Here is a 23,185-nt window from a genome sequence, read left to right on the forward strand (position 1 = left end):
CGAAATGCGTCTACGCTTGGGCCGCCTGTCCCCGTACGCGCCCGGCGGCGCGGACGACCCGAACTGTTCCTAGGAGAACCCCCTGATGTCCGCAGAGCGCCCCACCCTGCCGCCGGTACGGCTGCACACCGAGGCCGAGCTGGCACGGGACGCGCTTGCCGCGCCGCTGCTCGCCCGCGCCGTCCGGCTCGCCCGCTGGGCCGGGCCCGGCACCAGGGTGGGCGCCGGCGGCGAGCTCGTCGAAGCGCAGCTGCCCGCGGCGGCCGAACACCTCGGCCTCAGCGCGGACGAGGACGGTGCGGCGGAGGCCAGCGAGGCCTGGCGGCTCGCGGTCGACACCGGGCTCGTCGAGGTCGAGGACCCGGAGCCCGGTGCGGCCCCGGCGCTGGAGGACGGCTCCGGCGAGGAGGGTTCCGAGGCGGAGGGCACCGTCACCGCGGGCGAGAACCTCGCGCTGCTGACCGGCGGATCACCGCAGGACGTACTGGCGATCTGGCTCGACGGCCTGGAGGCCGCGCACGCCGATGCCACCGCCCCCTTCTTCGACGACTTCGCGGACCTCGTCGGCGAGGACGGCTCCATCGACTTCGACGCCCTGGACTGGGACCCGGAGACCGAGGCCGAATTCCTCGACGGAGTCCTCGGCAACCTCTACCTGCTCACCGTCTCCGACAGCGCCGCGGGCGACGCGCCGGTACCCCTGCCCGCGCTCGCCGCGTCGATGATCGTGCCCGACGACATGGGCGAGCCCACCGACGACATCCTGGAGCAGGTGTCGGACGCGATGATGCGTCTCGACGACCAGTTCCGGGTGCTGGAGCCCATCGGCATCGTCGAGTACCAGCCGGTGGACGAGGCGCTGCTGGCCGAGGAGGGTGAGGACGCCACCCCGCCCGCCGACGACGACGACGTCACCCGGTACGGGATGGTGAAGCTGACCCCCCTCGGCCTGTACGGCATCCGGGCCAGGATGCTGGACGCGGGCGTGGAGGCCCCGGCCATCGGGGATCTCCTCGACAAGGACGCCGACGCGCTCCTTGGCGGCATCGCGTACTACCCGGAGGACGCGGCCCGCGCCGAGGTCCAGCTCTGGCTCGGCCGGCGCGGCGCGGGCGGGGCCGCCGCCGAACTCCTGGACGCCGCACGCGGCGAGGACCCGCAGGCACCGCTGCGCCGGCTGCACTGCCAGCAGGCGCTCGCCCTGGTCGGCGCGGAGGCGGAGCCCGCCGTGCGCGCCGTGCTCGACGACGGGGAGCTGGGGGGTCTCGCCCGGGTCTGGCTCGCGGAGCTGGGCGCCGCCGACGTGCCCGCGCCGCCGGAGTCGATGATCTTCTGGCTCGCCGTCGACACGATCGCGGCGCAGCTGGAGGCGGACGGCGATCTCGACGAGCTCCAGGGCCTGGTCGAGGGACTCTCCGGCCAGCACAGCGGCTTCTTCGACGAGGTGTGGCGGGTGGATCACCCGGCCACGGCGGACGTCCTTGAGGCGATGGGCCGGCTGCACGGCGACAAGAAGCTGGCGAAGGACGCCCGCAAGGCCGCTTTCAAGGCCCGGTCCCGGAGCGGTTCCGGCAACTGAGCGGGAGACGGTGGGTGGCGGGGCGGACGGCCCCGCCACCGGGGAAGTTCACGGAAAGCATTCCCTGGAAGCCGTTCGCAGTTCAACTGGTGTTGGCGAAGGGGCGGGACGGTGATCCCGCCCACTACCGTCCCCAGCCGCACCAGGAGTACGTGATGGCCTTCACGCGCAGGGAATTCACCAGACAGTCCGCCCTCACCGGTGCCGGCGTCGCCCTCACCGGAACCGTAGCCGCGCTGGCCACCGCGCCCGGTGCCCTCGCCGCCGAGGACTCGAAGCACGGCCACGACGACCACGGCCACGGTCACGACCACGACGGACACGGCCATGGGCACGACCACGGGCCCGGCTACGGGGCGCTGGTCCCCGACCCGAAGGGCATACTCGCGCTGCCCGCCGGATTCTCGTACAAGGTCATCACCCACAGCGGCGTCACCAAGCTGGAGACCGGTGAGTACACCCCCTCCAACCACGACGGCACGGCCGCCTTCGAAGGTGCGCGCGGCGTCACCCTGCTGGTGAACAACCACGAGCTGGCCGGCGTCCGCACCGACTGGGAGCACCCGGTCCCGCTCACCGACGGTCTCGTCTACGACGCGGTCGCGGGCGGCGGCTGCACCGTCGTGGAGACCCGCCGCGACGGCCGCACCGCCGAGTGGGTCGGCATCGCCGGCACCTCCACCAACTGCGCCGGTGGCGCCACCCCGTGGGGCACCTGGCTCACCTGCGAGGAGACCGAGGACAAGGCCGGGACGAAGGGGCTGCTCAAGGACCACGGCTACGTCTTCGAGGTCGACCCGTACGACAAGCGCGCCAACCGCGACCCCCGCCCCGTCAAGGCGTTCGGCCGGTACGCCCACGAGGCCGTCGTCATCGACCCCAAGCAGGGCCACGCCTACCTGACCGAGGACGCGTCCGGTCCCAACGGACTGCTCTACCGCTGGGTCCCGCCGCACGGCTTCAGGCACGGCCGGGGCAAGCTGCGCACGCTGGCCGCCGACGCCGGTGTCCTCCAGGCCACCAGGTGCTTCGACCGAGGCGGCAGGTTCGTGGACGACCTCTCGCGCGCCACGGAGATCGGCACCGTGTACGGCGTGGACTGGGTCGACGTCCCCGACCGCGACGCGAGGACCGTCTCGGTGCGCAAGCAGTTCGGCGACCGGGCCGTCACCCGTGCCCGCAAGCTCGAAGGCATGTGGTGGGGCGACGGCGGCACCTACATCGTCTCCTCGTTCGCCCGTGACGAGAGCCCGGTCCAGCACGACGGCCAGGTCTGGTTCTACGACCCGAAGCGCCGCACGCTGACGCTGAAGGTGCTGCTCGGCGTCAACGCCGACCCCTCGAAGGACGGTGCCTTCGACGGCCCGGACAACATCACCGTCTCGCCCTACGGCGGCTTGGTGATCGCCGAGGACGGCGAGGGCGTGCAGCACCTCTTCGGGGCCACCGAGAGCGGCCGCACCTACCCCATCGCGCGCAACGAGCTGAACGCCGGGACCGACGAGGACCCGGAGTACAGCGAGTTCACCGGCGTCACCTTCTCGCCCGACGGGAAGACGCTGTTCGCCAACATCCAGACGCCCGGGATCATGGTGGCCATCACCGGCCCGTGGAAGCGTCAGCCGCGAGAGCGACGGTAACTCTTACGAGCGATTTGGGCCGGGCCGTGCCGGTGTCCTCCGAGAGGGGGACATCGCGGCGTGGCACCGGCCGGGCGGGGCGGCGGGATGCGTGCGGGCCTCGCGGCCGGCGGACCGGCGCCGGCACCCCATGTCGGAAAGGGATAAGCGCCACATCCCCGGGGGTCGCGCCGGGGCGCGCTTCGGCGCGGCGCCCTTGCCGGGAGCGGGACAGGAGGCCTGCCGGGCGCGGAATCGCTGATTACGAATCCGGCATCAGTGGGGCCCCAGGAGCGGTCGGGCATGGCGTCCGGCGTTTCCAGGGCGCATACTCAAGGTAATGAAACAGTCAGCCGGATCCCGGCGTCACCTGCCTTCCAGTCCCTTCAACCGCCCGGCCCAGGCGGCCCCACCGGTCGAATTGTTCGATGTGGGCGACAGGGTGTCGCACGACCAGTTCGGACTCGGCCGAGTCCTTGCGGTCGAGGGCGACAACGACGCAGTGCTCATCGACTTCTCGGGGCGACAGGGGAGGATCCTGAGCCCGTACTCCAAGCTGACCAAGCTCTGAGAGAAACGACGAGCACGCGCCGCGTCCGCCGTACTCCTCCGCCTTTCTCTCACGCACGGCCTTCAGGGGCACCCGCACCAGCCGGGTGCCCCTGAAGCCGTTCCACCCCTCGGATGCCTAGAGCGACTGGGCGCCGGGCTTGACCATGCCCCGGACGGTGCGCGACTTCACGAAGTCGCCCACCGCGGTCATCTCCCACTCCCCGGAGAACTGCCTGATCAGCTTGGCCATGATCACGCCGGTCTGCGCCTCCGCGCTCGTCAGGTCGAAGCGGACGAGCTCGTCGCCCGTGGCCGCGTCGATCAGCCGGCAGTAGGCCTTGGCCACTTCGGTGAACTTCTGGCCGGTGAACGAGTTGACCGTGAAGACCAGGCCGGTGGCCTCCGCCGGGATCCGGCCCAGATCGACGACGATCACCTCGTCGTCCCCGGCGCCCTCGCCCGTGAGGTTGTCGCCCGAGTGCTTGATGGCGCCGTTCAGGATGGAGAGCTTGCCGAAGTAGCAGCTGTCCAGGTGATTGCGGTCCGGCCCGTAGGCGATCACCGACGCGTCCAGGTCGATGTCCTTGCCCCGGAACGCGGGCTCCCAGCCGAGGCCCATCTTGACCTGCGAGAGCAGCGGCTTGCCGCCCTTGACCAGCGACACCGTCTGGTTCTTCTGCAGGCTGACCCGGCCCTTGTCCAGGTTGATCCGGCCGGTTGCCGGGGGCGCCGGAGGTGCGGCGGGCGGGGCGGCGGGCACCGGCGGGGCGGCCAGCCTCGGGTCCACCGGGGCGGCGGCGGGCACCGGGGGCGCCACAGGTGCGGGCGCGGCGGCGGGCTCGTCCTCGACGGAGACGCCGAAGTCGGTGGCGATGCCCGCCAGCCCGTCGGCATAGCCCTGACCGACCGCGCGGGCCTTCCAGGCGCCGCCCCGCCGGTAGACCTCGATGACCACGAGCGCGGTCTCCGCGCCCAGCCGGGGCGGGGTGAAGGTGGCGAGCACGCTGCCGTCGTCCGCGTTGCGCACGGTGGCGGTGGGCTCGATGCCCTGGAAGGTCTGGCCCGCCCCGTCCGGGCTCGCGGTGATGACGATCTTCTCGATCCCGGACGGCACGGCGGCGGTGTCGACCGTGATCGCGTCGGGCGCGGTGCCGCCGCCGGAGCGGTAGGCCACACCGGGGCCCGTGGGCTGGTTGTAGAAGATGAAGTCGTCGTCGGAGCGCACCTTGCCGTCGGCGGTGAGCAGCAGGCCCGATACGTCGAGCCGCACCGGAGCGGCGACGTCCACCGCCACGCGGGGGGCGGAGAGAGGGATGTTCGAGCCAGGTGTCATAGCGGTCATGCACGAGGTAACGAATGACCCGGCTTTGCCGTTCCCTTACCTTTGGGCGGCTTCGCCCGTGCGGTGCCGGTCGCGCTCAGTGCGGCCAGATCGGCGGGTTGGTGCAGAAGTGGCCGCCGAGGTGGGCGTGGTCCGGGTTGTCCGGGTCGAGCTCGCCCTGCTCGGCGATGAGCTTCGCCGCGTACGGCTCCGAGTCGTCCTTCGGCTCGTAGCCGAGCGAACGCGCCGAGGTGAGGTCCCACCAGAGCCGGGTGTTGTCGGACGAGCCGTGGATGACGGTGTGCCCGACGTTCTGCGCGGTGAGCGCGGCGTCGAAGAGCCGGGCGCCGTCAGCGGGGCTCATCCACACCGAGAGCATCCGTACGGAGGTCGGCTCCGGGAAGCAGGAGCCGATGCGCACGGAGACGGTCTCCAGTCCGTGCCGGTCCCAGTAGAGCTGGGCGAGATCCTCGCCGAAGGACTTGGAGAGTCCGTAGAACGTGTCCGGGCGGCGCGGGGTCCCGATCGGGATCAGCGGGTCGCCGGGGAGCGGGCGGGGGGTGAATCCGACGGCGTGGTTGGAGGAGGCGAAGACGACCCGCCGCACGCCCTCCGCGAGCGCGGCCTCGTAGAGGTTGTAGGTGCCTTCGATGTTCGCCCGCAGAATCTTGTCGAACGAGGCTTCCAGCGAGATGCCCGCGAGGTGGATGATCGCGTCGACGCCCCGCACCGCCTCGCGCAGCGCCTCCGTGTCGCCCAGGTCGGCGGTGATGGCGTCCGGCTCGCCCTCGATGGGGACCATGTCGAGGAGGCGGAGCCGGTAGCCGTGGGCGGGCAGCAGTCCGCGCATCAGGGTGCCGAGTCCACCGGCGGCGCCGGTGAGCAGGACGGTGCGGGGAGCGGGCATACGCGGATCTCCTCGGTACGGGGGCGGCTTCGCTCGCCGGGTTCTTGTGCTGGGTTCACATCCGTGGACAAGTTATGGAGCGGGGTGGGGGTGCGTCAAGGGGTGTCCGGGTCCTTGGTGCGGGCGCTCCGCGTTGTGCGGGGTGCACCCTTCCCGGTGGGTGGGGTTCGGGGTCCCTCCGGGGCGTCTCCTCGGACGACGAACGTGCGGGGGGTACGCAATGAGCACCCGGGTCTGTGTTCGTCGTCCTGCGGGGACGCCCCTGCACGCCCCCGAACCCGGCCGTCGCGCGTCTGCGGCAGTCGTCGGGCCGGTGTGCAGGCGCGAGTGATGCTGGGGTGGGGACGTGCAGGGGGCCCCGCAGGGAATGGCGTACGACCTGGGTCCCTCGCGGTCCGGGGTGAACACGCCATTTCCGAGGAGACGCCCCGGAGGGGCACCACCCCCCACCCACCAGGGCAGGCGCACCCGCAACGCCGGAGCACCCGCAACTCATCTTGACCCGTGCCGAGCCGCTGCCTTAGCGTAGAGACGTTCATGAATATGGACGCCGATCAGAATTGTGCACGCCTGAACCTGCTCAGGGAGCGCCCGTGACCTCAGCCCCTCTTGCCGCCCGACTCACTGCTGTCGCCGGGCCGCTCTTCTTCCCCGTCACCCCTTACGGACCCGACGGTTCCGTAGACCTCGATGTGTTCCGCGCCCATGTGCGCAAGGGGATCGACGCCGGTGCGGCCGCCGTCTTCGCCTGCTGCGGGACCGGTGAGTTCCACGCCCTGACACCCGAGGAGTTCCACCTCGTCGTCGCCGCGGCCGTCAAGGAGACGGCCGGCCGGGTGCCCGTCGTGGCGGGCGCCGGATACGGCACCGCGCTCGCGGTCCAGTTCGCGAAGCTCGCGGAGGAGGCGGGCGCGGACGGGCTCCTCGCCATGCCGCCGTACCTCGTCGTGGCCGACCAGGAGGGGCTGCTGGCCCACTACACGGCGCTCGCGGCCGCCACCGGCCTGGAGACGATCGTCTACCAGCGCGACAACGCCGTCTTCACCCCGCAGACCGTGCTCGCCCTGGCGCAGACACCGGGCGTCATCGGCCTCAAGGACGGCTACGGCGACCTCGACCTGATGCAGCGCATCGTCAGCGCCGTCCGCACCGGCCTGCCCGGCCGGGACTTCCTGTACTTCAACGGGCTGCCCACCGCCGAGCTCACCGGTCTCGCCTACCGGGGCATCGGCGTCACGCTCTACTCCTCCGCGGTCTTCGCCTTCGCACCCGATATCGCCCTGGCCTTCTACCGGGCCCTCGAAGCGGGCGACGACGGACTCGTCAACGCGCTGCTCGACCACTTCTACCGGCCGCTGGTCGAACTGCGGTCCAAGGGGCGCGGCTACGCCGTCTCGCTGGTCAAGGCGGCAGTCCGGCTCCAGGGCCTGGACGTCGGGCAGGTGCGCAGCCCGCTCACCGAGCCGCCGGCCGCGCACATCGAGGAGCTGACCGCGATCATCGCGAACGGCCGTGCGCTGCTGGAGCGGAGCGCCGCCGACGGCACCGGGGAGCGCGGGTGAGGACCTCCGCCTTCCTGTACCCCTGGGACATCGTCGGGGACCCGGACGCGGCCGGCCGTGTCGCGGACCTCGGTGTCCAGCAGGTGACGCTCGCCGCCGCCTACCACTCCACCCGGGCGCTGACCCCGCGCCACCCCGGCCACCGCATCGTCACGGCCGAGCACGCGGCGGTGCTCTACCCGCCGGAGCCCGGACGGTGGCAGGGGCGTCGGCTGCGGCCCCGCACCCAGTCCTGGACGGCCTCCGACGATCCCTACGCCGAGGCCGCGGAGGCGCTGGCCGGCGCGGGGCTCCAGGTGCACAGCTGGGTGGTGCTGGCGCACAACTCCCGGCTGGGCGCGGAGCACCCGGACACCTGCGTGGTCAACGCCTACGGCGACCGCTACCCGTGGGCCCCGTGCATCGCGCAGCAGGCCGTCCGCGACTACCTGGTGGAGCTGGCGGCGGAGGCCGCGGTGCGCGGCGGTACGCACGGCACCGAGCTGGAGTCCTGCGGCTGGTACGGCTTCGCGCATCTGCACGCCCACGACAAGATCGCGGGCGTCGGCCTCGGCGACGCGGCGCAGTACCTGATGTCGCTCTGCTTCTGCCCCGACTGCCGGACCGGGTACGCGGGCCAGGGGCTGGACGCCGACGAACTGGGCCGGGCGGTACGCCGGGCGCTTGAGCCGGCCTGGTCCGGTGCGGGCTCCCCGGAATCCGGCTGGTCCGGCGTCGAGAAGCTCCTCGGCGCGGACCTCGCGGCGGCCGGCCTCCGGTGGCGCACCGAGGTGGCCCGCGGCCTCCAGGAGTCGGTGGTCGGCGCGGTACGGGCGGCGGCGCCACCCGGCTTCCAGGTCCTGCTGCACGCGGACCCCGCGCCGTACCGCTCGGGTGCGAACGTGGGTGTGGACCCGGAGCACATCCTGTCGGTGGCGGACGGTGTGGTGCTGCCGTGCACCGGGGACGACGCGGCGCGCGAGGCGGTGCTGGGCCCGTTCGGCGGACGGGCGGGTGTCCTCGCGGCCAACCTCACCGTGGTGCGGGGGATGGGCGGCAGCCCGGACACCCTGGAGCGCGACACGCGGCACGCGCTCTCGCTCGGGGCGAACCAACTGCGGCTGTACCACGCGGGGCTGGCCTCCGACCCGGACCTGGAAGCCGTCGCCGGAGCGCTCTCACGCCTCGGCCGATGACGGGAGCGGGCCGGCGGGGGCCCCGGCCGGCCGCCCCCGTCGGCCCGTGACCAGGACCACCGCGGCCGCCAGCGCCACCGCGCCCACCAGCGGCAGCAGCACCCGCACGTCCACCACCGCGACGAGCCCCGCGCCCAGCGCCAGCGCCACCGCGTTGGGCGCGAACATCAGCGTGCCGGCGGTCGCCGCCGTGCGGCCCAGCAGCGCGTCCGGCGTCTCCCGCTGCACCGCCGTCATCGCGGCGATCAGCACACAGGGCAGCCCGGCCCCGATGAGCCCGCACGCCGGCAGCGCCACCGCGTCGTACGGCACCGCGCGCAGCCCCACCGCCACCCCGAACAGGGCGATGCCCGCAGCGGTGAACACCCGTTCCGGCAGCCGCCGCAGCAGCGGCCCGGCCAGCAGCCCGACCGCGACGGAACCGACGCCCTGCACCGCGGAGAGCACACCCGCGTACGCGGGGGAGTGGCCGAGCCGGTCCACGGCGGCGTACAGCGTCGCCCCGTTGAGCCCGGCGCACAGCATCGTGACCGATCCGGCGAACACCAGCGGCCGCAGCACCGGCGAACCCCACACCTGCCGCACCCCCGCGGTCCAGCCGCCCGCGCCGTCCCCGACCGCCACCGGGGCCGCTCCGCGCACCGGCAGCAGTCCGTAGAGTCCGGCGGCCAGCGCGAAGGAGGCCGCGTCCAGCAGGGCCACGGAGACGCCGCCGAACCGGGTGAAGAGCGCCGCTCCGGTGAGCGGGGCCACCAGCTTCATGCCCTCGTTCGCCATCATCCGCAGCCCGTTGAAGTCGCCCAGCAGCCGGGCGCCCACGGCCCCCGCGACCAGTGCCGACTCCGCCGAGTCCATCAGCACGGAGCTCGCCCCGTAGGCCATGAGCGCCATGAACAGGATCCAGAGCCGCCCCGCCGAGTCCACCGCGGCCAGCGTGGTCAGCAACAGGGCCATGACGAGGTTCGACCAGACCAGCAGCGGCTTTCTGGGAAGCCGGTCGGCCACCGCGCCCAGGACCGGGCCGAACAGCACCGGCAGCCAGACGGTGAACAGGGCGAGCGCGGCCAGACTGTCCGAGCCCGTCAGCGACTTGACCCACACCCCGGCCGCGAGCGACATCGCGGAGCTGCCGAATCCGGAGACGACGACCGCCGCCAGGAACAGCCCCGCCGTCCGGTCGCCCAGTACCCGTCCCGCCGCGGAACCCGTCATCGTGCCCACCGAACCTCCCTGACCTGCGCGTGTGTTGTGCGGTCAGGCTGGCGGCTGAGGCCGGTCCGGGGCATCGGGAGGATGCTGTAGACCGCCCGGCGGGGCGGCCCGCCGCCGGGACCGGTGTAGGGCGCGCGCCGTAGTCCGGCGAAGTTCTTCTGCCGGAAGCGTTGACGAAACATTCCCGGCGCCTCTAGCTTCATCGCGTCGTACTTCGTACGTCATATATGAGACGCGATACGCGAGATGTGAGAGCTCTTCACCCATGACCTTTGCGCCCACCCCGATTCCGTCCCGCACCCAGTACGTGCTGGAGGCGATCAAGCACGCGATCCTCACGGCGCAGCTGAGACCAGGGCAGGCGCTCGTGGAGACCGAGCTGGCCGCGCAGTTCGGGGTCTCCAAGACCCCCGTCCGCGAGGCGCTCAAGACCCTGGCCGGTACCGGACTGGTCGTCATGAGCCAGTACAAGGGTGTGACCGTGCGCCTGGTCGACGCGACCATGGCCAGGGAGGTGTACGACGTGCGGCTGCTGCTCGAACCGGAGGCGCTGCGCCGCTCCATCACCCGCAAGGCCTCGCTCGACGCGGCCCAGGAGGCCCTGGAGCGAGCCGACTCGGCCGGCGACAAGGCGGACAGGTCGCTCGCCAACCGGGACTTCCACCGGGCGCTCTACCTGCCCTGCGGCAACCCGCTGCTGTCGCGGATGCTCGACGAGGTCCGCGATCAGGCGGCCCTCGTGTCGACCGTGGCCTGGGCGACCATCCCGTCCTGGGAGCGGGAGGCGGCCGAGCACCGGGAGATCCTGCGGCTCGCGCTGGCCGACGACGCGGACGCGGCGGCCGGCGCCCTGCACGACCACATCGCGTCGTTCGTCCGCCGCGCGTTCCCCGACGACGAAGACGGGGGCGGCGCGGCGTGAACCAGCACACCGAAGAAAGGCCAGTCCGCATGGACCTCACACCGCTGAAGACGGCTCTCGCGGACGTCGTGGCGATCCCGGTGACCCCGTTCGCCGCGGACGGCACCATCGACACGGCGGCGCACCGCGCCCTGCTGCGAAGGCTGCTCGACGGCGGCGTGCGCGTCCTCACCCCGAACGGCAACACCGGCGAGTTCTACGCCCTCACCCCCGACGAGCGGCGCTCCGTCACCGAGCTGACCATCGAGGAGGCGGGCGGCCGCGCCACGGTCCTGGCCGGCGTCGGCCACGACGTGCCGACGGCCGTCGCCGCGGCCGAGCACGCCAGGGACGCCGGCGCCGAGATGGTGATGGTGCACCAGCCCGTCCACCCGTACGTCTCGCAGGACGGCTGGATCGACTACCACCGGGCCATCGCGGAGGCCGTTCCCGGACTCGGCGTGGTGCCCTACATCCGCAATCCGCAGCTGGACGGGGAACGCCTCGCCACGCTCGCGGACCACTGCCCCAACGTCATCGGCGTCAAGTACGCCGTCCCGGACGCCGCCCGCTTCGCCGCCTTCGCCCGGGACGCGGGCCTGGAACGGTTCGTCTGGATCGCCGGTCTCGCCGAGCTGTACGCCCCCTCCTACTTCTCCGCGGGCGCCACCGGGTTCACCTCGGGGCTCGTCAACGTCGCCCCGGGTGTCTCGCTGGCCATGCTGGAGGCGCTGCGGGCCGGCGACCACCCGGCCGCCATGAAGGTCTGGGAGCGGATCCGCCGCTTCGAGGAGCTGCGCGCCGAGGGGCAGTCCGCCAACAACGTGACCGTCGTCAAGGAGGCCCTGGCCTCGCTCGGGCTCTGCGGCCGCGACGTCCGCCCGCCCAGCCGGGTGCTGCCGGAGGAGCGGCGCGCCGAGGTCGCGGACCAGGTCGCGGGGTGGTCGATATGACCGGCCGCATCGCCCCGGAGGAGCTGCGCAGCCACCAGTGGTACGGCACCGACGGGCTGCGCTCCTTCAGCCACCGCGCCCGCACCCGCCAGCTCGGCTACCTTCCGGAGGAGCACCTCGGCAAGCCGGTCGTGGCGATCCTCAACACCTGGTCCGACATCAACCCCTGCCACGTCCATCTGGGCGAACGCGCCCAGGCCGTCAAGCGGGGCGTCTGGCAGGCGGGCGGCTTCCCGCTCGAATTCCCGGTCTCCACCCTCTCGGAGACGTTCCAGAAGCCGACCCCGATGCTCTACCGCAACATGCTGGCGATGGAGACGGAGGAGCTGCTGCGCTCCTACCCCGTCGACGGTGCGGTGCTGCTGGGCGGCTGCGACAAGTCGACGCCCGCGCTGCTGATGGGCGCCGCGTCGGTGGACCTGCCGGCCGTGTTCGTGCCGGCCGGGCCGATGCTGCCGGGGCACTGGCGCGACGAGGTCCTCGGCTCCGGCACCGACATGTGGAAGTACTGGGACGACAAGCGGGCCGGACTCATCGGCGACTGCGAGATGGCCGAACTGGAGAACGGGCTCGCCCGCTCGCCGGGGCACTGCATGACCATGGGCACCGCCTCCACCCTGACCGCCGCCGCGGAGGCGCTCGGCGTCACCGTCCCGGGCGCCTCCTCCATCCCGGCCGTCGACTCCGGCCACGACCGGATGGCCGCGCGCTCGGGGCTCGCGATCGTCGAACTGGTGTGGCGGCAGCGCACGTTGTCCGACATCCTGACGGCGGACGCGTACCGGGACGCCGTCGCCACCGTCCTCGCGCTCGGCGGCTCCACCAACGCCGTCATCCATCTCATCGCGATGGCGGGCCGCTCCGGCGTCAAGCTCACCCTGGACGACTTCGACCGCGTCGCCCGTACCGTCCCGGTGCTGGCCAATCTGCGGCCCGGCGGGAAGTACCTCATGGAGGACTTCCACTTCGCGGGCGGGCTGCCCGGCTTCCTGGCCCGGCTCACCGACGTACTCCACCTGGACCGGCCCACGGTCACGCACGACACCCTGCGCGCCCAGCTCGACGGCGCGCTCGTGCACAACAGCGATGTCATCCGGGAGCGTGACAACCCGCTCGCGGACGAGGGCGGCGTGGCGGTGCTGCGCGGCAACCTCTGCCCGGACGGCGCGGTCATCAAGCACATCGCCGCCGAGCCCCGTCTGCTGCGCCACACCGGTCCCGCCGTCGTCTTCGACGACTACAAGGAGATGCAGCGCACCATCAACGACCCGGCCCTGGCCCTCACTCCGGACCATGTGCTGGTGCTCCGCAACGCCGGACCCAAGGGCGGCCCCGGGATGCCCGAGTACGGCATGCTGCCGATCCCCGACTACCTGCTGAAGCAGGGCGTACGGGACATGGTGCGGCTCTCCGACGCCCGGATGAGCGGCACCAGTTACGGGGCCTGCGTGCTGCACATCGCGCCCGAGTCCTATGTCGGCGGTCCCCTCGCTCTCGTCCGCACCGGCGACCCGATCACCCTGGACGTCGAGGCGCGGCTGCTCCATCTCGACGTGAGCGAGGAGGAGCTGTCCCGTCGCAGGGCCCAGTGGACGCCGCCGGCCAACCGGTACGAGCGCGGCTACGCGGCGCTCTACCAGGACCAGATCACCCAGGCCGACACCGGCTGCGACTTCGCCTTCCTGGCCCGGCCGGGAGAAGTGCCCGACCCGTACGCCGGCTGAACGGCCCCACCGGAATTCCGCGCACCGCCTTGTTCGGCAGGTCGAACACCATGCGGCAAGCGCTTGCGCAGTACACGCATCACCGCACCGCACGCACCACTCCAGCACCCCCAGTACCTCCAGAGAACGGAGACGTGTCATGGCCCAAGCCGCCGCTGTGGCCACACCGCCCAAGGTGCCCAGGCGCCGCTCCGCGAGCCCCCGCCGACTGCCGTATCTGCTGATCGCCCCGGCGGGGCTGCTGATGCTCGGCTTCATCGCCTACCCGGTGATCAGCGTCTTCTACTACAGCCTCCAGAACTACAACGTCACCAAGCCGTGGCGGAACGGCTTCGCGGGCCTCGACAACTTCACCCGGATCTTCACCGAAGACGACCAGTTCTGGACCACGCTGGGCTTCAGCGCCCAATGGGTGGTCACCCAGGTCGCGCTCCAGCTCACCCTCGGGCTCGCCCTCGCCCTGATCGTGAACCAGAGCTTCATCGGCCGGGGCATCTCCCGCGCCATGGTCTTCTCGCCCTGGGCCGTCTCCGGCGTGCTGACCAGCACCATCTGGATCCTGCTCTACAACTCCTCGACCGGCTTCAGCCGCTACCTCGCGGACGCCGGCATCGGGGACTACGGCACCTCCGTGCTCTCCGACACCGGCACCGTCTTCTGGGCCGCGACCGTCGCCGAACTCTGGCGCGGGGTCCCCTTCTTCGCCATCCTCATCCTCGCCGACCTCCAGTCCGTCTCCAAAGAGCTGTACGAGGCGGCGTCCGTCGACGGCGCGGGGCGGCTGCGCCAGTTCTTCCACATCACCCTGCCGCACCTGCGGGACGCGATCATCCTCGCCACCCTGCTGCGCGGCGTCTGGGAGTTCAACAACGTCGACCTGCTCTACACCCTCACCGGAGGCGGACCCGCGGGCGAGACCACCACGCTGCCGCTCTACGTCGCCAACACCGGCATCGAGGGCCATGACTTCGGCTACGCCTCCGCGCTCACCACCGTCGCGTTCGTGATCCTCCTCTTCTGCTCGATCGTCTATCTGCGCCTGAGCAAGTTCGGAGGCGACCACAAGTGACTGCCGCACTGGCCGAGAAGAACGGCACCCACTCCGCACACCCGCCCGCGCCGAGCAGCCGGCCGCCCGCCGCGCACCGGCGCCGCCGGCCCGGACGCGAGCGCGCCTTCGACCAGGTACCGCGCTGGCAGATCTACGTACCGCTCGGCATCTACCTGGTCTTCACCCTCGTCCCGTTCTACTGGATGCTGCTGTTCGCCGTGCGCCCCGCAGGGTCCACCTCGCTGGTGCCGTGGCCGATGACCGGGGAGCACTTCGACAAGGTCTGGAACGAGCGCAGCTTCGCCCTCTTCTTCCAGAACAGCATGATCGTCGGGGTCTGCACCCTGGTCGCCACCACGCTCGTCGCCCTGGCCGGCGGCTACGCGCTCGCCCGGTTCGACTTCAAAATCAAGAGCGCCTTCATGCTGGCGCTGCTCTGCTCGCAGTTCATCCCGGGCGCGCTGATGCTCGTACCGCTCTTCGAGATCTTCAAGAACCTCCAGATGATCAACTCCCTGGGCAGCGTGGTCATCGCGGAGACGGTCTTCCAACTGCCGCTCTCCATCATCCTGATCAGCGGGTTCATCAAGAACGTGCCCGTCTCGCTGGAAGAGGCGGCCTGGGTGGACGGCTGCTCGCGCCTCCGCGCCTTCTGCGCGGTGGTGCTGCCGCTGCTGCGGCCGGGGCTGATCGCGGTCGGCTCGTTCGCCTTCGTGCACAGCTGGAACCACTTCCTGTTCGCCCTGATGTTCCTCAGCGAGCAGGACAAGCAGACGATCCCGGTCGGCCTGAACACCCTCATCGGCGCGGACAGCGTCGACCTGGGCGCGCTCGCCGCGGGCGGGGTGATCGCCGCGGTCCCCGTGGTGATCGTCTTCGCCTTCATCCAGAAGTGGCTGATCACCGGCTTCAGCGCCGGCGCCGTGAAGGGCTGACGCGCATGAGCCCGACGGACACCACACACACCACTCCGCTGCCGGTCGTCCTCGCGGGCGCCCGGGGCCACGGGCGCTGGCACCTCGCCAATATCCGCCGCCTCCAGGACCAGGGTCTCGTCCGGCTCGCCGGGGTCTGCGAGCTGAATCCGCTCGACGCGACCGAACTGGCCGCCTTCGCCGCCGAACTCCCCGAGCAGTCGGCCGACTTCGGCGCGCTCCTGGACTCCACCGGGGCCCGCGCCGCCGTCATCTGCACCCCCATCCAGACGCACGCCGAACTGGCCCTCACCGCCGCCGCACGCGGGGTCCACCTGCTGCTGGAGAAGCCGCCCGCCGCGACCCTCGCCGACTTCGAGCGGATCCTGACCGGGGTACGGGACGCCGGCATCGCCTGCCAGGTGGGCTTCCAGTCCTTCGGCTCGCACGCGGTGCCCGCCGTCCAGGCGCTCGTCCGGACCGGCGCCATCGGCACGGTGCGGGGCTACGGGGCCGCGGGCGCCTGGGTCAGGGACGACGCCTACTACCGGCGGGCGCCCTGGGCGGGCCGGCGGCGGATCGGTGACACCGACGTGGTGGACGGGGTACTGACCAACCCGCTCGCCCACGCCGTCGCCACCGCCCTCGAACTCGCCGGCAGCGGCGCGGCCCACGACATCGCGTCGATCGAGACCGAACTCTTCCGCGCCCACGACATCGAGGCCGACGACACCTCCTGCGTCCGCCTCACCACGACGTCCGGGCTGCCGGTCACCGCCGCCGTCACCCTCTGCGCGGAGCAGGCCGGGGAACCCTATGTGATCGTCCACGGCGACCGGGGCCGGATCACCTTCTGGTACAAGCAGGACCGGGTTCTCGTCCAGCGAGCCGGGCACGGCCCGCTGGAGACCGTCCACGGCCGGACCGACCTCCTGGAGAACCTCGTCGGTCACCTGACGCACGGCACCGCGCTCCTGGCCCCGCCGCACCGCACCGGCGCCTTCATGCGGGTCGTCGAAGCCGTACGGAACGCCCCCGAACCCTCCGCCCTGCCGTCCGGTGCCTGGCACACCGCCCCCGCCCTCAGCGGCGACGGCACCCGCCGGGTGGTGCGCGGCATCGACGCGGCCGTCGCGGCGGCCGCGGACGACCTCAGGCTCTTCTCCGAACTCGGCGTCCCCTGGGCGTCCCCCACAGAGGTGAGTTCACCGTGACGACGACCGCACTCCTGAGCTGCGCCGGCCGCCCCGTCGGCCGCTACACCTACCTCCCCGCCCCCGGGGACCGTCCCTACCTGCACCCGGTCACCACCCTCGGCGGCACCCCGGTCACCGAGGAGCACCCGGCCGACCACCTGCACCACCTGGGCACCTCCGTCGCCGTGCCCGATGTCGCGGGGCACAACTTCTGGGGCGGCCGCACCTTCGTCCGCGACCAGGGCCCCACCGTGCTCGACAACCACGGGGTCCAGCGCCACCTGGGCTGGAAGCTCCGTGACCCGGACGGTTTCGTCGAGGAGCTCAGCTGGGAGGCCGACGACACCGAGCTGCTGCGGGAGCACCGCACGGTCGCCACCGCCGAACTCTCCGACACCGCCTGGGCGCTGGACTTCTCCTTCTCGCTCACCAACCGGGGCTCCCGCGGACTGTCGATCGGCAGCCCCGCCACCAACGGCAGGCCGGGCGCCGGATACGGCGGCTTCTTCTGGCGCGCCCCCAAGGAGCCCTCGGCGCCCGCCGTGTTCAGCAACCACGGGGACGGCGAGGACGCGGTGCACGGACGCGTCGCCGACTGGGTCGCGATGAGCGGCGACGGCTGGACCCTGGTGTTCGCGGGGGCGACGGAGGAGACCCGCCGCGACCCGTGGTTCGTACGGAGCACCGAGTACCCGGGCGTCGGCTCGTCCCTCGCCGCCGCCCACCGGCTGTCCGTACCGGCCGGCGCCACCGTGGTGCGCCGCGTCGTCACCGTCATCGCGGACGGCCGGCTCGACCGGGCCACCGCCGCCGCCCACGTCCGCCGGGCGGTGACCGCGTGAGCGCCGCCCGGGACAGCCGGCCCTGGACCGCCGACCTCGGCGACGGCACCTACCGCAACCCGGTGCTCAACGCCGACTGGTCCGACCCCGACGTGGTGCGGGTGGGCGAGGACTTCTACCTCACCGCCTCCAGCTTCGGCCGGGTCCCCGGACTGCCGCTGCTGCACTCGCGCGACCTGGTCAACTGGTCGATCGTCGGCCACGCCCTGGACCGCCTCGAACCCGCGGCCGACTTCACCGTGCCGCGCCACGACGGTGGCGTGTGGGCGCCGTCGCTGCGGCACCACGCCGGGCGGTTCTGGATCTTCTGGGGCGACCCCGACCACGGCATCCAGCAGGTCAGCGCCGAGAACATCCGGGGGCCGTGGACCGCGCCCCATCTGCTGAAGGCGGGCAAGGGGCTGATCGACGCCTGCCCGCTGTGGGACGAGGAGACCGGCGAGGCGTATCTCGTGCACGCCTGGGCCAAGTCCCGTTCCGGCGTCAAGAACCGGATCACCGGCCACCGGATGAGCCCGGACGGCCGGGAGCTGCTCGACGAGGGCAAGACCCTGATCGACGCCGACACGATCCCCGGCTGGTTCACCCTGGAGGGCCCCAAGCTCTACCGGCACGACGGCGAGTTCTGGATCCTCGCCCCGGCCGGCGGGGTCGAGACGGGCTGGCAGGGCGCCTTCCGCTCCCGCGACTTCTTCGGACCGTACGAGGAACGAGTCGTCCTCGCCCAGGGCCGGACCGGGGTCAACGGACCGCACCAGGGCGGCTGGGTGCGCACGGCGGCGGGCGAGGACTGGTTCCTGCACTTCCAGCAGCGCGGCGCGTACGGCAGGGTCGTCCACCTCCAGCCGATGCGCTGGGCCGCGGAGGACGGCGGCTGGCCGGTCATCGGTGACGCGGGCGAACCGGTGTCCGCGCACCCGAAGCCGGCCGCGCCCCCGCAGCCCGCGGAGGCCCCGGCGAGCAGCGACGGCTTCCCCGGCGGCCGGTACGGCAGGCAGTGGCAGTGGACCGCCAACCCGCGCCCCGGCTGGACCGTCGAGCACGGCGGGGACGGGCTGCGGCTCAGCTGCGTACGGACCGCGCACGCGCACGACCTGCGGGTCCTGCCCAACGTGCTGGTCCAGCGGCTGCCCGCCGACACGTTCACCGCCGAGGTGGAGGTCTCCCTGGACAGCGAGGAACCGGGCGCCAAGGCGGGGCTCGCCGTGCTGGGGGACGCGTTCAGCTGGATCGGCCTGGAGCGCTCCGGGGGCGGGGGTGTGCGGCTCGTGCACCGGTACGCGGAGTCCGTCGCCGCACACGAACGGGACGCGGAGCACAGCAGGCCGGCCCCGGAAGGGCGGGCCCGGCTGCGGATCGAGGCCGGCCCCGGTGCCCGCTTCCGCTTCCACGCCGACACCGGGGACGGGGCGGGATTCCGGCCTTCGGGCCAGGTCTTCGCCGCGACGCCGTGGCGCTGGGTCGGCGCGCTGCTGGGACTGTTCGCCACCGCACCCACCGGTACGGGGCCGGCCGGGACGGCCTGCTTCACCGGATTCCGCACCACCGCCTGACCGTACGAACCACCTGACCGTACGAAGCCCCCCACGCAGCAACCTTCACCCGGACCACCCACAGAGAAGAGCCGACCATGAAGATCTCGAAGACGCAGCGGGGGCGTGCCGCGGCAGCCGTGTCCGTCGCGGCAGTACTCGCGCTGACCGCCACCGCCTGCGGTGACGACGGCAGCGACAGCGGAACCGAGGGCAACGGCAAGGGCGAGATCACCTTCTGGGACAACAACGGCGGTCCGCGCACCGCCGTCTGGACCGAGATCATCAAGGATTTCGAGAAGGCGAACCCGGACATCAAGGTCAAGTACGTGCCGATCCCGATCGCCGACGTGCAGTCCAAGTACGACACGGCCATCGCGGGCGGCGGACTGCCGGACGTGGGCGGCGTCGGCACCGCCTACCTGGCCAACATGGTTTCGCAGGAGGCCCTCGACCCGCTCACGGCGCGGATCAAGGACTCCGCCCTCCAGGGCAAGCTCGTCGAGGGCATGGTCGAGAGCGTCAAGGACGCGGGCGGCCGGGGCGACGACATGTTCGCGGTGCCGACCTCCGCGAACAACGGCGCGCTCTGGTACCGCACCGACCTGTTCAAGTCCGCGGGCCTGAAGGCCCCCGCCACCTGGGCCGACTTCTACAAGGCGGCGGACCGGCTGACCGACGGCAAGAAGAACAAGTTCGGCTACACCATCCGCGGCGGCGCCGGCTCCATCGCCCAGGCCATGGACGCCGCCTACGGCCAGTCCGGCATCACGGAGTTCTGGAAGGGCGACAAGACCACCCTCAACGACCCGAAGAACGTCGCCGCGCTGGAGAAGTACGCCGCGCTCTACAAGAAGTCGACGCCCGCCGCCGACGTCAACAACGACTTCACCAAGATGGTCGCCCAGTGGGACACCGGCACCATCGGGATGCTCAGCCACAACCTCGGCTCCTACCAGGACCACCTGAAGGCCCTGGGCAAGGAGAAGTTCGCCGGCATACCGAACCCCATCGGCGACGGCGGCACCCGGGTCCAGGTCTCCAACCCGGTCGACGGACTCGGCCTCTTCCGGTCGAGCAAGAACAAGACGGCCGCCTGGAAGTTCATCGAGTTCGCCGCCTCGCACGCGTCCAACAGCAAGTGGAACGAGTCCGCCGGCGCCATCCCGGCCAACACCGAGGCCGCCAAGGACCCCTGGATCAGCGCCACGGAGCCGACCGAACTGGCCGCGAAGGCCCTCACCGACGGCTCCACCAAGATCGTGCAGCTGCCGTACTACCTGCCCGACTGGAACAACATCAGCAAGGCCGACAACGAGCCGGAGTTCCAGAAGCTGCTGCTCGGCAAGGTCACGGTCAAGGCCTTCCTGGACAAGATCGCCGAAGAGCTGAACAAGGCCCAGGCGGAGTGGAAGGAGATCGGCAACGGCTGATCCCGCCGTTCGCCGGGCCGGCGCACCTGCGGTCGGCGGCGGGGCCCGTCCCGCCGCCGGCCGCCCCCCTTCCCGCACACCCGAACGAGAGCTGAGGATTCGTCATGCCCGCACGCAGATCCCGCACCCGCGCCATCGCCGTCGCGATGGGCTGCGCCTCGTTGGCCCTGGCCCTGAGCGTGCCCGCCCAGGCCTCCGCGCACCACGGTGCCAACGGCGCCGAGCGCTCGGTGCTTCCCGCAGGCGACGGCTGGGCCGCCGCGGAGGGCTCCACCACCGGAGGCGCGGCCGCCACCCCCGACCACGTCTACACCGTGAGCGACCGGGCCGAACTCGTCGCCGCCTTCGCGGACGCGGGCGACGCCCCGAAGATCGTCAGGATCGACGGCACCGTCCACGGGAACTCCGACGCCGAGGGAAACCCGATCGGCTGCGAGGAGTACGAGAGCGACGGCTACACCCTGGACAAGTACCTCGCCGCCTACGACCCGGCGACCTGGGGCCGGGAGGAGGTCCCGTACGGCCCGCTGGAGGACGCCCGGCTCGCCTCCGCCAAGCTCCAGAAGGCGGCCGTGAACGTCTACGTCCCCTCCAACACCACGCTGATCGGCGTCGGCAAGGACGCCACGGTCGTCGGCGCCAGCCTCCAGATCCAGAACGCTTCCAACGTCATCGTCCGCAACATCAGCTTCGAGGACACCTACGACTGCTTCCCCCAGTGGGACCCCACCGACGGCGAGACCGGGCACTGGAACTCCGAGTACGACAACCTCGTCGTCTACGGCTCCGACCACGTCTGGGTCGACCACAACACCTTCAGCGACGGGGACCACCCCGACGCGGACCAGCCCCGCTACTTCGACGAGCTGTACCAGCAGCACGACGGGCTCTTCGACATAGTCAAGGGCGCCGACCTGGTCACCGCCTCCTGGAACGTCCTCAAGGACCACGACAAGACGATGCTCATCGGCAACAGCGACGGTGCCGGGGCCACCGATCGCGGCAAGCTCCGGGTCACGCTCCACCACAACCTCTTCAAGGACCTGAACGAGCGCGCGCCCCGGGTCCGCTTCGGACAGGTCGACTCCTACAACAACCACTTCGCCGCCACCAGGGGCAGCGTCTACGGCTACTCGTACGGGGTCGGCGCGGAGTCGCATCTCGTCGCCGAGCACAACGCGTTCACCCTGGCCGGCGGGTTCGACAGGGCGAAGATCCTCAAGAAGTGGTCCGAGTCCTCGCTCACGGCCGCCGACAACTACGTCAACGGCCGCCGCACCGACCTGATCGCCGTCCACAACGCGGGCGTCCCCGAGGAGCAGCTCACCTCGGGCGCCGGCTGGACCCCGGCCCTACGCGACCGGGTCGACCACCCCCTGCTCGTCCCGCTGCTCGTCGGCCTCGGCGCGGGCGCCGGCCGGGTCCCCGGCGCCTGACCAGCCGACCGCTCCGTGCCGAAGGCCGTCCCCGCCGGTGCCGCGTCCGGCACCGGCGGGAACGGCCGCGCGCCCTCCACGTAAGGAAGACCGCCCATGCCCAGCAGACGCAGCGCCCTGACCCTGCTCGCGGGCGGCAGCGCCGCCCTCGTCCTCCCATCGGCCTCCGCCGCGCACGCCCACGGCCGGCCCGGAGCACCCCGCCCCTTCGGACGCTACGGCTCACCGTCCCGCCGCCTCGACGCCGGGACGCTGTACGTCGACGCCCACGGCCGGGGCGACCACACCGGCGTGCAGTCCGCCGTGGACGCCGCGACCGGCCCCGGCCGCACCCTGGTGATCGCGCCGGGCACCTACCGCGAGACGGTCGACATCCCGGCCGACCGGACCGCCCTCACCCTCATCGGGGCGAGCGACGACCCGCACGACACCGTCATCGTGTACGGCAACGCCAACGGGACGCCCCTGCCCGACGGTTCTGGCACCCACGGCACCAGCGGATCCGCCACCGTCACCGCCCGCCCCGCAGGACTCACCGCGTACGCCCTGACCTTCGCCAACGACTGGCTGCGCGCAGAGCACCCCGACTACACCGGCACCCAGGCCGTCGCCATCAAGGTGACGGGCGACCGTTCGGCGTTCCACGGCTGCCGCTTCCTGGGACACCAGGACACCCTGTACGCCGACTCCGCCGCCCTCACCGAGTTCGCCCGCCAGTACTACCGCGACTGCTACGTCGAAGGGGACGTCGACTTCGTCTTCGGCCGCGCCACCGCCGTCCTGGACCGCTGTCACTTCCGCACCCTGACCCGCACAGACCTGACGGCCCCGCCCTACGGCTTCGTCTTCGCGCCCAGCACCGCCCGAGCCAACCCGCACGGTTTCCTGGTGCTGCGCTCCCGTGTCACCGGCACCGCGCCGGACGGGTACTTCAAGCTGGCCCGCCCCTGGGTGCCCTCCTCCGACCCCACCGCGCACCCGATGCTGACCGTGCGCGAGTGCCGGCTCGGCGCCGGGATCGACGCCGACGAGCCGTACGGGACCATGTCCGCGGGCTTCCCCTGGCAGGAGCAGCGCTTCGCCGAGTACCGCGACACGGGCCCCGGGGCGCGCGTCACGGTACCCGCCAACCGCCCCCGGCTGACCGCCGCGGAGGCCCGCCGGCACACCCCGGCCGCCTGGCTGGGCGACTGGCGCCCGTACCGGTGAGCGGCCGCACCGGGCTCACGTCCCGGCCCGGGCAGTCCCGGCCCGAGCGGCCCCGGCCCCGGTCATT

General features: G+C 72.1%; 19 protein-coding genes. 16 read left to right on the forward strand and 3 right to left on the reverse strand.

Annotated elements, in window-relative coordinates; translation table 11 throughout:
• The first annotated feature begins 85 nt into the window (after positions 1 to 85).
• The 3 genes from ACIP89_RS06275 to ACIP89_RS06285 all read left to right on the forward strand — a co-directional run bounded on the left by ACIP89_RS06275 (position 86) and on the right by ACIP89_RS06285 (position 3,769).
• Entirely contained in the window at positions 86 to 1,579 is a 1,494-nt protein-coding gene (locus ACIP89_RS06275) for a hypothetical protein (RefSeq protein ID WP_401925768.1), read from the forward strand.
• 155 nt (positions 1,580 to 1,734) lie between these two features.
• The gene (locus tag ACIP89_RS06280; RefSeq protein WP_401925770.1) at positions 1,735 to 3,219 is read left to right on the forward strand and encodes an alkaline phosphatase PhoX; all 1,485 of its coding nucleotides are present in this window, start codon (positions 1,735 to 1,737) and stop codon (positions 3,217 to 3,219) included.
• Positions 3,220 to 3,538: 319 nt separating this feature from the next.
• Complete coding sequence (locus ACIP89_RS06285; RefSeq protein WP_037711258.1) at positions 3,539 to 3,769, forward strand: hypothetical protein; 231 nt, start codon at positions 3,539 to 3,541, stop codon at positions 3,767 to 3,769.
• Positions 3,770 to 3,886: 117 nt separating this feature from the next.
• Here the strand turns inward: ACIP89_RS06285 and ACIP89_RS06290 are convergent, their stop codons facing one another.
• Entirely contained in the window at positions 3,887 to 5,092 is a 1,206-nt protein-coding gene (locus tag ACIP89_RS06290; RefSeq protein WP_401923371.1) for a TerD family protein, read from the reverse strand.
• A gap of 76 nt (positions 5,093 to 5,168) precedes the next feature.
• Positions 5,169 to 5,978, reverse strand: a complete 810-nt coding sequence (locus tag ACIP89_RS06295; protein ID WP_401925773.1) for an NAD-dependent epimerase/dehydratase family protein — start codon at positions 5,976 to 5,978, stop codon at positions 5,169 to 5,171.
• A 593-nt stretch (positions 5,979 to 6,571) separates the two neighbouring features.
• Here ACIP89_RS06295 and ACIP89_RS06300 point away from each other — a divergent pair.
• Complete coding sequence (locus ACIP89_RS06300; RefSeq protein ID WP_401925775.1) at positions 6,572 to 7,540, forward strand: 5-dehydro-4-deoxyglucarate dehydratase; 969 nt, start codon at positions 6,572 to 6,574, stop codon at positions 7,538 to 7,540.
• Positions 7,537 to 8,715: a hypothetical protein gene (locus ACIP89_RS06305; protein WP_402113309.1), complete on the forward strand. Its 1,179-nt coding sequence runs from the start codon at positions 7,537 to 7,539 to the stop codon at positions 8,713 to 8,715. The genes ACIP89_RS06300 and ACIP89_RS06305 overlap by 4 nt, the downstream gene beginning before the upstream one ends.
• On the opposite strand, the gene ACIP89_RS06310 is transcribed toward ACIP89_RS06305, so the two are convergent.
• Positions 8,698 to 9,927 carry an MFS transporter gene (locus tag ACIP89_RS06310; RefSeq protein WP_401923741.1) on the reverse strand — a complete coding sequence of 410 codons (1,230 nt, stop codon included), beginning with the start codon at positions 9,925 to 9,927 and terminating at the stop codon, positions 8,698 to 8,700. The genes ACIP89_RS06305 and ACIP89_RS06310 overlap by 18 nt on opposite strands.
• A gap of 265 nt (positions 9,928 to 10,192) precedes the next feature.
• On the opposite strand from ACIP89_RS06310, the gene ACIP89_RS06315 reads away from it, so the two are divergent.
• The 11 genes from ACIP89_RS06315 to ACIP89_RS06365 all read left to right on the forward strand — a co-directional run bounded on the left by ACIP89_RS06315 (position 10,193) and on the right by ACIP89_RS06365 (position 23,118).
• Entirely contained in the window at positions 10,193 to 10,849 is a 657-nt protein-coding gene (locus ACIP89_RS06315) for a GntR family transcriptional regulator (protein WP_024494075.1), read from the forward strand.
• Positions 10,850 to 10,878: 29 nt separating this feature from the next.
• Complete coding sequence (locus tag ACIP89_RS06320) at positions 10,879 to 11,781, forward strand: dihydrodipicolinate synthase family protein (RefSeq protein ID WP_401923381.1); 903 nt, start codon at positions 10,879 to 10,881, stop codon at positions 11,779 to 11,781.
• Positions 11,778 to 13,505, forward strand: coding sequence for an L-arabinonate dehydratase (araD, locus tag ACIP89_RS06325; protein ID WP_402113311.1), 1,728 nt, complete (start codon positions 11,778 to 11,780; stop codon positions 13,503 to 13,505). Before ACIP89_RS06320 ends, araD begins: the two co-directional genes overlap by 4 nt.
• Positions 13,506 to 13,644: 139 nt before the next feature.
• On the forward strand, positions 13,645 to 14,574 hold the full coding sequence (locus ACIP89_RS06330; RefSeq protein WP_073735339.1) for a carbohydrate ABC transporter permease: 930 nt from the start codon (positions 13,645 to 13,647) through the stop codon (positions 14,572 to 14,574).
• On the forward strand, positions 14,571 to 15,491 hold the full coding sequence (locus ACIP89_RS06335; RefSeq protein ID WP_402113313.1) for a carbohydrate ABC transporter permease: 921 nt from the start codon (positions 14,571 to 14,573) through the stop codon (positions 15,489 to 15,491). Before ACIP89_RS06330 ends, ACIP89_RS06335 begins: the two co-directional genes overlap by 4 nt.
• A 5-nt stretch (positions 15,492 to 15,496) precedes the next feature.
• On the forward strand, positions 15,497 to 16,684 hold the full coding sequence (locus tag ACIP89_RS06340; RefSeq protein ID WP_402113316.1) for a Gfo/Idh/MocA family protein: 1,188 nt from the start codon (positions 15,497 to 15,499) through the stop codon (positions 16,682 to 16,684).
• The gene (locus tag ACIP89_RS06345; RefSeq protein ID WP_401923392.1) at positions 16,681 to 17,508 is read left to right on the forward strand and encodes a PmoA family protein; all 828 of its coding nucleotides are present in this window, start codon (positions 16,681 to 16,683) and stop codon (positions 17,506 to 17,508) included. Before ACIP89_RS06340 ends, ACIP89_RS06345 begins: the two co-directional genes overlap by 4 nt.
• Entirely contained in the window at positions 17,505 to 19,061 is a 1,557-nt protein-coding gene (locus tag ACIP89_RS06350) for a glycoside hydrolase 43 family protein (RefSeq protein ID WP_402113317.1), read from the forward strand. Before ACIP89_RS06345 ends, ACIP89_RS06350 begins: the two co-directional genes overlap by 4 nt.
• 77 nt (positions 19,062 to 19,138) lie before the next feature.
• Positions 19,139 to 20,473, forward strand: a complete 1,335-nt coding sequence (locus ACIP89_RS06355; RefSeq protein ID WP_402113320.1) for an ABC transporter substrate-binding protein — start codon at positions 19,139 to 19,141, stop codon at positions 20,471 to 20,473.
• A 104-nt stretch (positions 20,474 to 20,577) separates the two neighbouring features.
• On the forward strand, positions 20,578 to 21,909 hold the full coding sequence (locus ACIP89_RS06360; RefSeq protein ID WP_402113323.1) for a polysaccharide lyase family 1 protein: 1,332 nt from the start codon (positions 20,578 to 20,580) through the stop codon (positions 21,907 to 21,909).
• A 96-nt stretch (positions 21,910 to 22,005) separates the two neighbouring features.
• A complete protein-coding gene (locus ACIP89_RS06365) occupies positions 22,006 to 23,118 on the forward strand; it encodes a pectinesterase family protein (RefSeq protein ID WP_402113326.1) in 1,113 nt (370 codons plus the stop codon).
• Positions 23,119 to 23,185 lie beyond the last annotated feature (67 nt).

This window comes from Streptomyces sp. NPDC088730 (assembly GCF_044751215.1).
Lineage (GTDB): Bacteria > Actinomycetota > Actinomycetes > Streptomycetales > Streptomycetaceae > Streptomyces.